The sequence below is a fragment of the Marivita cryptomonadis genome (assembly GCF_002115725.1).
Taxonomy (GTDB): Bacteria; Pseudomonadota; Alphaproteobacteria; order Rhodobacterales; family Rhodobacteraceae; genus Marivita; species Marivita cryptomonadis.
Map to the genome: position 1 here is coordinate 1 of NZ_JFKD01000015.1, position 14,813 is coordinate 14,813.

Annotated in this window: 14 protein-coding genes; 5 read left to right on the forward strand and 9 right to left on the reverse strand. The window is 59.4% G+C overall.

The window, feature by feature from the left end; all coding sequences use genetic code 11:
• The coding region (locus tag MCRY_RS15850; protein WP_139834106.1) for a bifunctional metallophosphatase/5'-nucleotidase at nucleotides 1-1,202 on the forward strand (1,202 nt) is incomplete at its 5' end.
• Nucleotides 1,203-1,247: 45 nt separating this feature from the next.
• Nucleotides 1,248-1,913: an SOS response-associated peptidase gene (locus MCRY_RS15855; RefSeq protein WP_085631661.1), complete on the forward strand. Its 666-nt coding sequence runs from the start codon at nucleotides 1,248-1,250 to the stop codon at nucleotides 1,911-1,913.
• Here the strand turns inward: MCRY_RS15855 and MCRY_RS23715 are convergent.
• Nucleotides 1,841-2,038: a hypothetical protein gene (locus MCRY_RS23715; RefSeq protein ID WP_477401791.1), complete on the reverse strand. Its 198-nt coding sequence runs from the start codon at nucleotides 2,036-2,038 to the stop codon at nucleotides 1,841-1,843. The two genes, MCRY_RS15855 and MCRY_RS23715, sit on opposite strands and share 73 nt — an antisense overlap.
• Between MCRY_RS23715 and MCRY_RS15860 the strand changes: the two genes are divergently transcribed.
• Nucleotides 1,971-3,356, forward strand: coding sequence for an FAD-binding oxidoreductase (locus MCRY_RS15860; RefSeq protein ID WP_085631663.1), 1,386 nt, complete (start codon nucleotides 1,971-1,973; stop codon nucleotides 3,354-3,356). The genes MCRY_RS23715 and MCRY_RS15860 overlap by 68 nt on opposite strands.
• Nucleotides 3,357-3,477: 121 nt before the next feature.
• Here the strand turns inward: MCRY_RS15860 and MCRY_RS15865 are convergent, their stop codons facing one another.
• From MCRY_RS15865 to MCRY_RS15880, 4 genes are all read right to left on the reverse strand, one after another.
• On the reverse strand, nucleotides 3,478-4,359 hold the full coding sequence (locus MCRY_RS15865; protein WP_085631665.1) for a carbohydrate ABC transporter permease: 882 nt from the start codon (nucleotides 4,357-4,359) through the stop codon (nucleotides 3,478-3,480).
• Between the two features lie 11 nt (nucleotides 4,360-4,370).
• Complete coding sequence (locus MCRY_RS15870; protein ID WP_085631667.1) at nucleotides 4,371-5,396, reverse strand: carbohydrate ABC transporter permease; 1,026 nt, start codon at nucleotides 5,394-5,396, stop codon at nucleotides 4,371-4,373.
• A gap of 72 nt (nucleotides 5,397-5,468) precedes the next feature.
• Nucleotides 5,469-6,710, reverse strand: coding sequence for an ABC transporter substrate-binding protein (locus MCRY_RS15875; protein WP_085631669.1), 1,242 nt, complete (start codon nucleotides 6,708-6,710; stop codon nucleotides 5,469-5,471).
• An 80-nt stretch (nucleotides 6,711-6,790) separates the two neighbouring features.
• Nucleotides 6,791-7,843: an ABC transporter ATP-binding protein gene (locus tag MCRY_RS15880; RefSeq protein ID WP_085631892.1), complete on the reverse strand. Its 1,053-nt coding sequence runs from the start codon at nucleotides 7,841-7,843 to the stop codon at nucleotides 6,791-6,793.
• A 301-nt stretch (nucleotides 7,844-8,144) separates the two neighbouring features.
• Here MCRY_RS15880 and MCRY_RS15885 point away from each other — a divergent pair, with 301 nt between their 5' ends.
• Entirely contained in the window at nucleotides 8,145-10,025 is a 1,881-nt protein-coding gene (locus MCRY_RS15885) for an acyl-CoA synthetase (protein ID WP_085631671.1), read from the forward strand.
• A 149-nt stretch (nucleotides 10,026-10,174) separates the two neighbouring features.
• Nucleotides 10,175-10,573 carry a DUF1801 domain-containing protein gene (locus MCRY_RS15890; RefSeq protein ID WP_085631673.1) on the forward strand — a complete coding sequence of 133 codons (399 nt, stop codon included), beginning with the start codon at nucleotides 10,175-10,177 and terminating at the stop codon, nucleotides 10,571-10,573.
• On the opposite strand, the gene MCRY_RS15895 is transcribed toward MCRY_RS15890, so the two are convergent.
• The 4 genes from MCRY_RS15895 to MCRY_RS15910 all read right to left on the reverse strand — a co-directional run bounded on the left by MCRY_RS15895 (nucleotide 10,570) and on the right by MCRY_RS15910 (nucleotide 14,777).
• Nucleotides 10,570-11,988 carry an amidase gene (locus tag MCRY_RS15895; RefSeq protein WP_244897922.1) on the reverse strand — a complete coding sequence of 473 codons (1,419 nt, stop codon included), beginning with the start codon at nucleotides 11,986-11,988 and terminating at the stop codon, nucleotides 10,570-10,572. The genes MCRY_RS15890 and MCRY_RS15895 overlap by 4 nt on opposite strands.
• Complete coding sequence (locus MCRY_RS15900) at nucleotides 11,985-12,305, reverse strand: ArsR/SmtB family transcription factor (protein ID WP_238939516.1); 321 nt, start codon at nucleotides 12,303-12,305, stop codon at nucleotides 11,985-11,987. Before MCRY_RS15900 ends, MCRY_RS15895 begins: the two co-directional genes overlap by 4 nt.
• Before the next feature lie 62 nt (nucleotides 12,306-12,367).
• A complete protein-coding gene (locus MCRY_RS15905) occupies nucleotides 12,368-13,612 on the reverse strand; it encodes a mandelate racemase/muconate lactonizing enzyme family protein (protein WP_085631679.1) in 1,245 nt (414 codons plus the stop codon).
• A gap of 85 nt (nucleotides 13,613-13,697) precedes the next feature.
• Complete coding sequence (locus tag MCRY_RS15910; protein WP_085631681.1) at nucleotides 13,698-14,777, reverse strand: alcohol dehydrogenase catalytic domain-containing protein; 1,080 nt, start codon at nucleotides 14,775-14,777, stop codon at nucleotides 13,698-13,700.
• Nucleotides 14,778-14,813 lie beyond the last annotated feature (36 nt).

Below are 14,813 nucleotides of genomic sequence, written 5' to 3' on the forward strand. Positions count from 1 at the left end.
GGGTGCTCAAGCTCATCGACAACGTGTCGTTCCCGGTGATCTCGGGCAACCTTGATGTGAGCCAATCGAATATTCTGGCGGACAAGGTTCAGAACCATGTCGTGCTGGAAGTCGGTGGAGAGAAAATCGGCATCGTGTCGGCGCTGGCCGTTGATACTGTGGAAACCTCGTCGCCGTCGGATGCCGTGATTTTCCAGAACGAGATCGACAGCATCTCTGCCGATGTTGCGACATTGACTGCTGAGGGTGTGACCAAGATTATCGCTCTGACCCATGTCGGTCTGCCGAAAGACCTTGAAATCGCGGCGGCGGTCCCGGGGCTGGATGCGGTTGTCGGTGGTCACAGCCACACCTATCTGAGCGCCTCTGATCCTGACCGTGCCGGGGCCTACCCGACATTCGCGAGCCAGGAAGATGGTACGCTGGTGCCGGTGGTGCAGGCCTATGCTTATTCCAAATATGTGGGCCATCTCGAACTGAACTTCGACGATGCGGGCAATCTGACTTATGCGTCGGGCGATACCATTCTGCTTGATGCGTCGGTCGAGGAAGACGCCGAGATCGTGGCCCGTGTGGCAGAACTCGCCGGGCCGATCGAAGAGATGAAGACACGGATCGTCGCTGAAGCTGCCGAGGCCATTGAAGGCAGCCGCGATGTCTGCCGCGCGATGGAATGCCCGATGGGCAACCTTGTCGCCGATGCGATGCTGGACCGGGTGCAGGATCAGGGCGTGCAGATCGCCATTCAGAACGGGGGTGGTCTCCGTTCCTCGATTGATGCAGGCGAAGTAACGATGGGCGAAGTTCTGTCGGTGCTGCCGTTCCAGAATACATTGTCGACCTTCGAGGTGACGGGCGCGCAGATCCTTGCGGCCCTTGAGAACGGTGTGAGTCAGGTGGAAGAGGGCGCTGGCCGTTTCCCGCAGGTGGCGGGCATGAGCTTTACCGTTGATCTGACGCAGGCACCGGGCAGCCGTATTTCGAACGTGATGGTTGGCGATGCCGCACTTGATCCAGAGGCGACCTATGGGGCTGTGTCGAATAATTATGTTCGCAATGGTGGCGATGGCTACCGCATGTTCCGCGATGCGATGAACGCCTATGACTACGGCCCCGATCTGGCGGATGTGACGGCTGAATATCTGGCCAAGGTTGGCCCTTACCAGCCCTTCACGGATGGTCGGATCACCGTGAACAAGTAAGGCATATGCAGGCCGGGTGATCGTGCCCGGCCTGCCTTTTCGCCCATGTGTGGACGTTTCGCCCTAACCCTGCCGCATGACGCGATGGCGCAATTGTTCGATGCGGTGCCGTCGAACGCCTTACCCGACATTCCCAACTACAACATTTGTCCGACTAATCTTGTCCATGCTGTGCACACGCTGGAGGGGCAACGGCGGCTGGTGGCGATGCGTTGGGGGTTCCTGCCGCATTGGTACAAGGCGGAAAATGGTGGACCACTTCTGATCAATGCGCGGGCAGAAACCATTGCGGAAAAGCCTGCATTCAAAGCGGCGTGCCGGGAGCGGCGCTGCCTGATCCCGGCGACGGGTTTTTATGAATGGACCAAGGACGCCGACGACAATCGACTGCCATGGTACATCCATCCGGCAGATGCCGAATTGCTGGCCTTCGCGGGGGTCTGGCAGGATTGGGAGCGCGACGGCGAGGCCCATCGGACTTGCGCCATTGTCACCACGGCGGCCAATGACCGGATGTCGTCTATTCACCACCGCCAGCCTGTGACGCTGCGCCCCGAGGATTGGGCGCTTTGGCTGGGCGAAGCGGGGCATGGCGCGGCAACACTGATGAAGGCAGCGCCTGAGGGCGCGATGGCGTTTTACCGGGTTGACCCAAAGGTCAATTCGAACCGTGCGTCGGGGCCAGAGTTGATTGAACCGATTGACGGCTGATCGGGGTTTTCCCTGTCGCGATGACGCAGTAGCGTGTCGCCGATTAGGGAGGCCCGCATGTCCAACGCCAACATCGAAGCAACCATCGCCGTTTTGCGCGACGTCTTGGGAGAGCGGCTGTCCACGGGACCGTCTATCCTTGATCAGCACAGCCATGACGAGGCCTATACCCGACCCGTTCTCCCGGACGCCGTGGCCTTTCCCGAGACGACCGAAGAGGTGTCACAGATCCTCAAGACCTGTTCCCAGCACGGATGTCCGGTGATTCCGTATGGGATTGGATCGTCGCTTGAAGGACATATCGTGCCCATTCATGGCGGGATTACTGTCGATACGAGCCGGATGAACAAGGTGCTGCAGGTCAACGAAAGCGATCTGGACGCTGTGGTCGAACCCGGTGTCACGCGGGTGCAATTGAACGAGGAACTGCGCGCGACAGGGCTGATGTTCACAGTCGACCCCGGCGCGGATGCCACGTTGGGTGGTATGGCAGCGACGCGCGCCTCGGGCACCAACACGGTGCGTTACGGCACGATGGCGGACAATGTTCTGGCGCTGGAAGTGGTCCTGCCGGATGGGCAGATCATCGAAACCGGAAGCCGGGCGCGGAAATCCTCGAGCGGGTATGACTTGACCCATCTTTTTGTCGGATCAGAGGGCACGCTGGGGATCATTACGAAACTGACGGTCAAACTGCGCGGCCAACCCGAGCACGTGGCGGCTGCGACCTGTGCCTTCCCGGATATCGAAAGCGCGGTGAACACGGTGATCCTTGCGATCCAGATCGGGTTGCCCTTGGCGCGGGTCGAGCTTTTGGATGAGCTGCAAATGAAGGGCATGAATATCTACAACCCCGATATGGGTTTGCCCGAAACGCCGCATCTGTTCCTTGAATTCCATGGGTCCGAGGCAGGTGTGGCCGAACAAGTTGAAAGCTTTGCCGCGCTCGTTGGTGAGCATGGCGGGTCGGATTTCCAATGGGCCACCAAGACAGAAGACCGAAACCGTCTCTGGCAGGCGCGGCACAACGCATATTATGCGGGCCGGTCGCTGCGACCGGGGGCAAACGGAGTTGTCACTGATTGCTGCGTGCCAATTTCCAAGCTGTCCGAATGCCTTATGCGCGCCAAGGATTTGGCGGCCGAGTTGGGCTTTCTTGCTCCGATTGTCGGGCATGTGGGGGACGGAAATTTCCACCTCCTTATCCTTGTTGATCCGGAAAGCGATGACGAACTTGGTCGCGCCAAAGACCTTGTCGAAGCGGTCAACATGCTCGCGCTCGAATTTGGTGGCACCGTCAGCGGCGAACACGGGATCGGTGCAGGCAAGCGCAAATATCTGGTGCAGGAACACGGCGCAGCCTACGCGCTTATGGGGACTTTGAAAAAGGCAATTGATCCGGGCAACATCATGAACCCTGGCAAGCTGGTGACGTTGAACTGAGGCTGTAGAGGATGCAATGATGCATCCTTGCTTTGCGTTGAGGCAACGCGGGGGCGCTGCCCCTGTCGCCTTTCCGGCGCCACCCCCCCGGGGCTATTTATGAAACAGAAAAAATCAGAACTTAGCCTTTGACCGCTCCGGCGGTCAGGCCTGATACGATCTGGCGCTGGAAGAACATAATCAGGAGGAACAAGGGCGCTGTGGTCGAGACCACGGCAGCAACGGCAAACATGACATTGCCCTTGGTCTGCGTGGTACCTAGGAAAGACGCGATTTTTGGCACCATGGTCTGGTTCTGCTTATCCAGGATCATCGCGGTCACAGCAAAGTCGTTATAGGCCAGCAGGAAGCTGAAAAGCCCTGTGGTGATCACGCCGGGCCACATCACTGGGATGATCACGTGGCGGAAGGCCTGAAACCGGGTGCAGCCATCGACCATTGCCGACTCATCAAGGTCTTGGGGAATGTTCTTGAAGAAGGAATGCAACATCCACAGCGTGAAGGGCTGGTTGATGGCTACCAGCACGATGATGGCCGTCGGCAGGTGCCCCCAGATGTTCCACTGGAAGAACACCGGCAGGTAACCTGAGACCAGCGTGATCGGCGGCATGGCACGGAAAATAAGGGCGATGAGCAGAAACCAAAAGGCATAGCGGTAGGTGGATCGAGCCAGCGCGTAACCGCCCAAGGTGCCCAAGGTAAGAGAGATGGTCACGACAAAAAGGCACACCAACGTCGAATTCCACGCCGCTTTCCAGAACTCTTCTTGCACCCATGCCCCAGTATAGCCCTCGGTGGTGAAGGCGTCGCCGGTTTCGCGGGTGGTCATCTCGCCGGTCAGAACGTTGGTCCAGTCGGCAAGCGAAAAGAAATCTCCCTCGACCTTGAACGATCCCCACAATGTCCAGAAGAACGGGAAGGCGGCGGCGATCATCCAGAGGATCAGGATGCCGACAAGAACGGTTTGAAGAAGAACGGGGCGTTTCTGAACTTGGCTTGCCATTGTCGTTCTCCTCAGGCCGCTTTGCCGTAGTCGCGATAGGTGCGGATCAATACCGGTGACAAAAGGATGGCGACGCCAATGATGGTCAGAACCGATGTCGCAGCAGCCGAGCTAAGCTGCTGTGTCTCGCCGCCCAGATCATTGTAGATCGCCCAACTCAGTGAGGTGGCATGGGCACTGGCGTTAAAGCTCACAATGGGCTCGAACACCCGGAAATTGTCCATCAGCTGCATCAGCGCGATGAAGGTGGTCAGCGGCAAGAGATGCGGGATCACGACGTGGCGGATTTGCTGCCACCGGCTTGCGCCGTCGATGCGGGCCGCTTCAAGCGTGTCGGTGTTCACGGTTTGCAGTCCGGCATAGTAGACGATGAATGCAAAGGGCGCGGAGTGCCAGACGCCATACACCATGAGCATGACCCACATCAGCCCGGTATCGGCTTTGACCGACAGGCTGGGATCATCGGCGAGCCAGCGCAGGGCGGTGCCGAGGATGCCGCGCGCATCGACCATCCAGAACAGGATGAGTGAGCCGATCAGCGGCGTGACCATCATCGGCAGAAGTGAGAAAAAGATCAGCGGGCCACGAATGGCGCGGGCGGCGCTGTTGACGGCCACCGCAATAACGAAGCCGAAGATGATCGTAAGTGGCGTGACCACGAAAGTAAAGGTCAGGGTAAAGCCCATCGCCTTATAGAAGGGCAGGTTCATCAATTTGCCGATGAAGTCCCCGATCCCGGTGCTTTGTTCCCAAAGTGGACCGATCTGGGCGGTGGCAAGGTGATTGCGGTCCTTGTAAATTTCCAGACCAGCAAAGCGCCCAAGCGGTTGGTCTTCACGCAGCGCTGCTGTGGCCTCTTGGTCAATGGCGGTGGCTTTGGTGCAGCCGAAGGGCCCGCAGTTTTCCACTTCGATGATGACCTGCTCATGCGCGGAATGCAGCGATTGGACCACGACCGACACGATGGGAAAGAAGATGAACAACAGCATGGCGACCGCCGAAGGCAGCACAAACCAGAAAAACGCACTGTGTTTCATCAGATCACCCCCGCGAGGTTCGGACGGTCAGAGCTGCGCGGGGCAACCGTAGTCCCCCGCGCGATAGACGGCTTAGTTCACAAAGCCTTTTTCCTTGGCTGCGGTCATATAAGCCGCTTCGATGTCAGACAGAGCCTGCTCTGCGCTTTCCTTGCCTTGCAAGAAGTCTGCGATGTTGTCGCCTAACGCAGTGTGCAGCAGTCCGTGATGCGGCAGCATCGGGTAGGGTGTCGTCTGCATTGAGATGGCCGAGAACACACCTTCATTGACCGGTGCAGGTTGGTAACCTTCGATCATCCAAACAGCCTCGCCCATTGTCTCGTTGTTCAGGATCGCCGAGCTGATACCGTGCTTCATGGCTTTGAAGGTCGCAGCCGCGTCTTCGTCGCTGATGTTCTTGGCGACGGTCCAGCCGTCCCACCACAGAGTCGATGCAGGTGAATCGCCGCCAGCGACGGTCATCGGTGCGCCGACCATGGTGTTTTCATAGACTTCGGGGGTGGAGCCTTCGGCGTCCATCAGAACGCCTGTACGCGATCCCCACATGTTCATGAGCGCGACATTGCCCGCTTCCCATTCTGCGCTCGTGGCGTTGGAATCGTGGGTCAGGTAATCGGGGTTCATATAAGCGCTGAGTGACTTGAGCATCTCAAGCGTGGCCAGACCCGCCTCGTTGTTGATCGAGACCTGTGCCGTACCGGGTTCATAGAAATCCCCGCCATGGCCGATATACATGTTCACGAATTCCTGTGCGAGGTTCCAGCCCGCCATGTACGCGCCGCCCAGTGGGTATTCGAGAATGCCCTCGGCGCGGATTTTCTCGGCTGTGGTGAGCATGTCCTCGTAGGTTTTCGGCGGCTCCATGCCAATCTGTTCAAGGATGTCCTTGCGATAGACGAGGTGCTGCGCATTCGCCATGAAGGCCACGGCCATCACCTGACCGTTGATTGTGATAAGCTGGTTTTTCGGGATGTCCTGCCCGTATGCGGCAACCAGATCATCAAGTGGGCGGATCACGTCTTCGTTCATCAGCGCCACGATAGACGAGTTGGCGACAATCGCGGTTGTGTATTCTGCCGGATCACCCTGCATACCGGCAAGATTGATCTTTTGGTGGTCGGCGGTGAGGTTCGCCTTGGCCTCGGAAAGGCCATCGCAAGCCTGCGCATTGCGCGCGACAGTCTGAATTGCGGGGAATTCGTTGCCGACGATGCTCAGCCGCCCGCTATCGATGGCGCAGTCTGCGGCCATTGTAGTCGAGGCGCTGGCCGCAACGAGGAAAGAGCCTGTCATCAGGATATGTCTAAGGTTCATCTTGGTCTCCCTGTGTGTCTGGATGCGCTGTGCAAGCGCGCATCTCTGTCTCCCGGTTGAGCCGGGAATCCCGTGATTGTTCAGCCGTCGATGCGCTGTCCTGTGTCTGTGGAAAACAGGTGGCAAATCTCGGGTGGAACGCGGATCGAAATCGGATCTCCGATTTCGGCCCGGAAGGTTTTGTCGGCCTTGACGGCAACCAGCGCCTGGCCGATCCGAACCGAGATCATTGTGGCGTCGCCCAAAAGTTCGAGCGTGTAGATCGGCGCGGTGATCTGTCCCTCGCCAGCGGCAGCAAGCGACGCATCCTCGGCGCGGAAACCCAGTGTGGTCTTGCCGCTGGCGGCAGACAGTCCGGGGATGCGCGTGTCGCGCGCCTCGAAAGTCCCGTTTTGAATGTCGCCGTTGATCAGGTTCATCGCTGGGTTGCCGATGAAACTGGCGACGAACATATTTGCGGGGCGGTCGTAAATCTCGGTCGGACTGCCGACCTGCTGGACGATGCCTTTTTCCATGACCACGACGCGGTCGGCCAGCGTCATCGCTTCGATCTGGTCATGGGTCACGTAGATCGTCGTCACGGCCAGTTCGTGGCTCAGGTTCTTGATCTGAGCGCGGGTGCTGACGCGCAGCTTGGCGTCGAGATTCGACAGTGGTTCGTCCATCAGGAACACGTTGGGTTCACGGACAATCGCGCGGGCTAGTGCCACGCGCTGGCGCTGACCACCTGACAGTTCGGCGGGCTTGCGGTGCAGGAAATCGTCAAGCTCGACCATCGCGCTTGCTCGGCGCACCTTGGCGTCATGAGTGGAGGGGTCGATGCCGCGTACCTTGAGTGGAAAGCGAATGTTTTCGTAGACGTTCATGTTGGGGTAAAGCGCGTAAGATTGGAACACCATCGCAACGTCGCGATCTTTGGGGTCGAGGCTATTCACCACCTTGCCGTCAATGGCGATTTCGCCGTCGGTGATGTCCTCAAGCCCGGCGATCATCCGCATGGTCGTTGTCTTGCCGCAACCCGATGGTCCGAGCAGCACAAGGAATTCTTTGTCGGGAATCGTCAGGTTGAAATTGTCGACGCCGACGAAGTTGCCCCAACGTTTGTTGACGTTCCTGAGCTGGATTTCCGCCATGGTTTCCCCCTGCGCAAAGATCGGATTTGCGGTCGACCACCCCACCAAGCCATAGGGTTCGCGGTTTGGCAAGAATTCTTTGCAAACGTGTGCAAAAAATCAAAACTGATCCGTGACCACTCGAAATAGAGAGGCAAATGCGGTGGAAACGGAGAGCCAAAGCTGGCTCTTGGCATCGGAACGCAGCGTCACAGGCATTCTGTCGTAGCGTCGGGGTGTCTTGTTTTGCCGAAATATCCGCTAAACAGGCGTGCCAGCGCTCAAGTGCGCAGGCGCAGACTGACACAGGGGAGGGGACGCCATGACGTTTGCGAGTTTCGAGGACCGCAACGCGATTGAGAATGAAATGCCTTGGGCAGACAGGGATGTTCCGGCCACGCTCTATGGCCAGTTGAGCAAGACGGCGGCTGCGTTCCCGAACCGTCCTGCCGCCAGTTTCCAACTGCTTTCGGGCCCAAAGGACAAGGCCGAAACCCTGACATGGTCACAGTTGTTGGCACGGACCGTTCAGGCCGCCAACCTGTTTCGCAAGCTCGGGGTCGGAGAAAATGACGTGGTTGCCTATGTGCTGCCCAACAGTATGGAAACAATTGTGACCTTGCTGGGCGGTGCGATTGCCGGCATCGCCAATCCGATCAATCCACTCTTGGAGCCGGAACAGATCGCCGCGATCCTGCGTGAAACCGAAGCCAAGGTTGTCGTCACTCTTAAAGCGTTTCCCAAGACCGATGTTCCACAAAAAGTGGCTGAGGCCTGCCGCCATGCGCCAAAGGTCCACACGGTGCTTGAGGTCGATCTGAACCGATACCTCACACCGCCGAAATCCTGGATCGTGCCACTGGTGCGGCCAAAGAATCCCGGCGGTCATCATGCCGATGTTCTGAGCTTCAATGCCGAGTTGAAAAAGCAGAACACCACGCTCGACTTCGCCGATAGCGCGGATGATCGAGTGGCGGCCTATTTCCATACTGGCGGCACCACCGGCATGCCCAAGGTCGCGCAGCACAAATATTCCGGCATGATTTACAATGGCTGGCTGGGCAACAAGCTCTTGTTCACGGAACAGGACAGTATCATGTGCCCATTGCCTTTGTTCCACGTCTTTGCCTGCCATGTGATCCTGATGGCTTCGGTCGTGTCCGGCGCACATACGGTGTTTCCAACCCCGCAAGGGTATCGGGGCGAGGGTGTCTTCGACAATTTCTGGAAGCTTTGCGCGCGTTGGAAAACCACCTTTGTGATCACCGTACCAACCGCGATGTCCGCGATGATGCAGCGTCCGGTGGATGCCGATATCTCGACCATCAAGACCGCGTTTTCCGGGTCGTCGCCGTTGCCCTTGGAACTGTTCCACCGGTTCGAGAAGGCCTGCGGGGTAAGAGTCGTTGAAGGCTATGGTCTGACTGAGGCGACTTGCCTTGTGTCCTGCAATCCTCCGGATGGCATCAAGAAAGTAGGCTCGGTCGGGATTCCTTTCCCTTATACGAACGTGCGCATCCTGACCCAGAAGAACGCGTCCGTCGTAGAGTGCGGCGTGGACGAAATTGGGGAGATCTGCGTATCGAACCCGGGGGTCTTTGCCGGGCATACCTATACCGAGGTGGCCAAAAATGCTGATCTTTTCTATTTCGACACCCACTTGCGCACTGGCGATCTGGGCCGCATCGACGCGGATGGTTATCTCTGGATCACCGGACGCGCGAAGGATCTGATCATCCGCGGTGGGCACAACATCGATCCGGCAGAGATCGAAGAGGCGCTGTTGGCGCATCCGGCCGTGTCCTTTGCTGGGGCGATTGGTCAACCCGACGAACATGCGGGCGAGTTGCCCTGCGCCTTTGTTGAACTGGTCGATGGTGCCAGCGTGACTGAGGTCGAATTGTTGGAGCATTGCAAAGTGCATGTCCACGAGCGCGCAGCAGTCCCGAAACACATGACGATCCTCGACGAATTGCCCAAGACGGCTGTGGGAAAGGTGTTCAAGCCTGATCTGCGCAAACACGCCATCACGCGAGTGTTCAATGCCGCGTTGGACAAGGTAGGGTGCCCCGCGCGGGTCGTCTCGGTAGTTGACGACAAGACCCGTGGTCTGGTGGCGCAGGTGGATTTACACGGGGCGGGTTCCGAAGATGTGGGCCATGTTCTGGGGAATTTCGCCAACCGGTGGGAGGTTGCGGATTAAGCCTGGTTCGGATCGGCTGTGCCGATCCGACCAACGCGCGCCTGTGGCGCGCTTTTTTTGCATATTTTTGAAAAAGAGAAGCAGAGGTTTGTAGCTTTGCGCCCAACGTAGGCTTGACGCCTTTGGGTGTGGGCGTGTCATGCTGGGGCATGACGCAAACGCCTGCCATCCCGGACGATATTTTGGCTGCCTTGGATGCGCTTCCCAATTCTGCGCGTCCTGTTTTAGTGCGGCTGCGGGGAGTGATCTTTGATGTTGCCAGCACGGTGCCCGGCGCGGGTGTTGTGAGCGAAACGCTTAAATGGGGACAGCCGTCCTATGCGGTTTCGACTGGCACGCCCCTGCGGGTGGGTGTGACGAAGACCGGCATTCCCAGCCTGTTCGTACATTGCCAGACCAGTGTTGTATCCGACGCCCGATCCGTTTTGGCGACGGACCTTCTGTTCGAAGGCAACCGCGCTGTTTTGGTTGCGCAGGACACTGCCTTTCCCGAGGCGGCGTTGCGGCAGGTCATCCATGCCGCACTAAGCTACCGTCTGACGCGTTAACGGACGATCGGGTCAATCAGGGTGACCGGAAGATTTAGGGTCTGTTCCAGCGTGTGCGCCACTTGTAACAGCCGCGCTTCGCCGCGCGGGGGGCCGACCAGTTGCAGGCCGACCGGCATGCCGGAGGGGGTAAACCCAACGGGCAGAGACAGCGCAGGAAGGCCTGCCACGGTGGCAAGGAAGGCAAATTGCAGCCAATCGATATAGTCGCGCATCGGGCGACCAGCGACCTCTTTCGGGTATTCGATCTCGACCGGCAGGGGGGCGAGTCCATTGACCGGGCAGGCGAGCACATCGTGGGTCTGAAAGAAGGCCGCCATGGTGTTGTAGATCGCGGCTCGGTCGCGCTCGGCCTGCACGTAATCGTCAAAGGTCATTGCGCGGGCATCCGCGAGATTGCCCTTGATCGTGTCCTTGTAGTGCTTTGTCACGCTTTCAGGCGTGACCTGATAGCTGCCCATGAAGGACATGCAGCGCAGGGCACGGAAGGTTTCGTCCAGCCTGGGCAGGTCGGGACAGTGGTCCTCAACGGTGACATTTGGCAGGCGCAGGCTGTCGAGTGCGCCACGGAGCACCGTGTCGATTTCGGATGTGACGGCCGCAAAGCCGTTGAGGTCGCGCGTGTAGGCGATGCGGATATTGCCTGCGTCGCGGCGCGCGGTCTCAAAGTATGAGGTCTCGGGAGCAGGGAAGGAAATCGGCCAGATCGGATCGTAGCCTGCCATTGCGTCGAGGAAGAGCGCGCAGTCCATAACGTCACGTGCCATTGGGCCGTCGACGCCACCATTGGTAAAGCCAAGGTGGGCCGAACTGCCGCCCGCAATACCGGGCGAGGGGCGTAGGCCGACGATACTACAGTAATTCGCCGGGCTACGCAGGCTGCCGCCAAAATCCGAGCCATGGCTCAACCACAGTTCTCCGGTGGCGAGCGATACTGCAGCGCCCCCTGACGATCCGGCGGCGTTCATCCGTGTGTCCCACGGGTTGCGAGTGGCCCCGAAGACAGCGTTGAAGGTATTGGCACCGGCGCCCATCTCGGGTGTGTTGGTCTTGCCTAGCACCACGCCACCGCGCTCTTCCAGCCGCAGCACCAGCGGGTCTGACGCGCTGGGCACGTGGTCGGCCATGCCTTTCGTGCCGAAAGTTGTGCGGACGCCTTCGACTGGGTTGAGATCCTTTATGCCAATGGGCAGTCCGGCCAAAAGGCTGTCTTTGGCGGCAGTTGCAGCACGCGCGCGGTCGGGACAGCGGGTGACTACGGCGTTCACGGCGGCTTCCACCTGATCCATGCGTGTCACGCTGGCAGTGATGAGATCATCCGTCGTCACCTCGCCTTTGCGGAGGAGAGTGATCACATCACGCGCGGATTTCGCGCAAAGCTCGGGGCCGGAAAAGGCGGTGTCAGGTCGCGTCACGATCCGCAGAACATCCCATGCAAATGCGCGATCAGACGCGCGGTGTTGTCGTCGTTCAGGCTATAGTAGATGGTCTTGCCATCGCGCCGGGTCTTGACCAGTTGCTCGTCACGCAGACGGGCGAGCATCTGGCTGACCGCTGCCTGCCGGATATTGAGCAGAGCTTCCAACTCACCCACAGACTTTTCGCCCACGCCAAGGTGGCAGAGGATCATCAACCGACCCTCATGGGCAAGCGTCTTGAGATACGCAGATGCCTGCGCTGCGCTTTGGGCCATGTCTTTTGCGGCATCTGGCGCAACACTCGTATCATTCATCGGAGAACCCCCAGTAACCCCCGAGCTTTTAACACCGAAGCGGGGAGGGTTTCAAAGAATTATCACGGTTCTGTCTGTGTCACGGGCGTTGGTGCGCCGCCGGTGAAGGCATTGCCGTTCTTATAGTCACATGGCGCTTCCTGCATTTGCAGGTGCAGGCCAGTTCCGGTGAAGGGATGGGCCCGTGCCAGGTCTTCGTCCACGTCTATTCCCAGACCGGGTGTGTCGGGCGCGGTGATAAACCCGTCTTCCACCCGGATCGTGTTGCGGATCAACGCCGCGTGAAATGGTGTTTCGATACTCTCAGCCAGCAGCACATTGGGGATCGACGTGCACAGGTGCACATTTGCGGCCCACTCGACTGGGCCTGCGTAAAGATGTGGCGCCATCTCGGCGTTGAAAGCTTCGGCCATGCCAGACAGCTTTTTCATCTCCCAGATACCGCCCGCGCGACCCAAGGCGGGTTGCAGGATCTTTGCTCCTCCTGTGCGCAGTAGCGTTGCGAACTCGGCCTTTGTGGTCAGACGTTCGCCTGTCGCGATGGGGATGCGAACAGCACGCGCCACCTCGGCGAATTCGAGCAGATTGTCGGGCGGAATAGGCTCTTCGTACCATAGCGGCAGATAGGGCTCGATTGCCTGTCCCAAACGGATCGCGCCCGAAGTGGTGAACTGGCCATGTGTGCCGAAAAGCAAGTCGGCCTTGTTCCCCACCGCCGCGCGAATGGCTTTGCACATCTCGACCGAGAGCGCGATGTCGGTCAGCGCGGGTTGGTGGCCGCCGCGCAGGGTGTAGGGGCCAGCCGGGTCGAATTTCAGGGCTGTAAAGCCCTGTTTCAGGTAGAAGGCCGCAGCTTCGGCTTGCGCGTCAGGGTCTGTCCAGAAACCGTCGATATCGTGATGGGGAAGGGGATAAAGATAGGTGTAGGCGCGGACCTTGGGGGTCATTTGACCGCCCAAAAGCGCCCATACCGGGCGTTCGCGTGCCTTGCCCAGAATGTCCCAGCAGGCAATCTCCAGCCCAGAGAATGCGCCCATCACCGTCAGGTCGGGTCGCTGAGTGAAACCAGAAGAATAGGCGCGGCGGAACATCAGCTCGATGTTCTCGGGGTTCTCGCCGCGCATGTGCCGGTCGAACACGTCCTCGATCACCGCTTTCATCGCGTTGGGGCCGACGCTCGAGGCATAGCATTCGCCCCAACCGGTGAGGCCGGTGTCGGTCGTGACTTTGACCAGTGTCCAATAGCGCCCACCCCAGCCCGGAGCAGGGGGGGCGGTGGTGATCACATCGAGCGCTTGCAGTTTCATATGCGGTCCCTCTCCTGTGGGCGGACGATGCGTTTTCGCATCGTTGTGTTTCCGTTGACGGAAACGCACGGGTGGCGGTTGTGGGTCAAAACAGGATCACGTTGCGTTTGGCCCCGCCGGCCTTGGTGTCGGCGATGGCCTCGTTGATTTGATCCAGCGACCAGCGCCCTGACACCAGTTCGTCCAGCTTCAGGCGGCCCTGCCGGTAGAGGTCGGCCAGCCACGGGATGTCGCGGCGGATCACCACGTCGCCCATCTTCGAGCCGACCATGCCTTGCGCCATGTAGGCCAGCACCACCGGTTCGTATTCTGCCATGGCACCGGAATGGGGCATGCCGATCATCACCATGCGGCCGCCCCATCCAAGGTAGCGCGGCGCTTGGTTATAGGCCGGGATTGCGCCGACCGTCACCGCGATCAGGTCTGCACCGCGCCCCAAAATCTTGTGGACCTCTTTCCATGGAGCCTTGCCCGTAGCCAGAACGCCGTCGGTCGCGCCAAATGTCTTAGCGGTTTCCAGCTTGTCCTCGGTCATGTCGACCGCGACGATGCGCCGAGCGCCGGCAATCCGCGCGCCCTGAATGGCGTTGAGGCCGACGCCACCTGCGCCGATGACCACCACGTCTTCGCCCGCGCGCAACTTGCCTGCGTTGACGATTGCGCCGACGCCTGTGATCACGCCACACGCCATGAGCGCAACCGCTTCGGGCGGCATGTCATTGGGCAAAGGCACCACTTGGCTTTGATGTACGACGACCCGCTCGGCAAAGGCACCGCAATCCATCGCTTTCTTGACTGGCGTGCCGTCAGGGCGGGCGATTGGCGATGCTCCGGTGTCAGGGGCCTCGCAGATCGTGGGTTTGCCGCTGGCGCAATTGGCGCAGGTGCCGCAGGAGCGGATCAAAGTGACCACGACGCGCTGCCCAACCGTCAGGTCACTGACCGATGCACCCACGGCTGAAATCCGCCCTGCCGCTTCATGGCCGTAAACCGCAGGCAGGTCACCGCCCCACGCACCTTCGGCAAAGTGAATGTCGGAATGACAGATTGCCACCGCTTCAAGAGTGACTTCGATTTCACCCATCTGCGGCGCGCGCAACTCAACGTCTTCGATCTGTAGAGGTTGGCCGAATTCGGTACAGACGGCGGCTTTGATGCGGGTCATGCGGTCTCCCTTGTTCTGCGGTCAACCTGAGGGCGT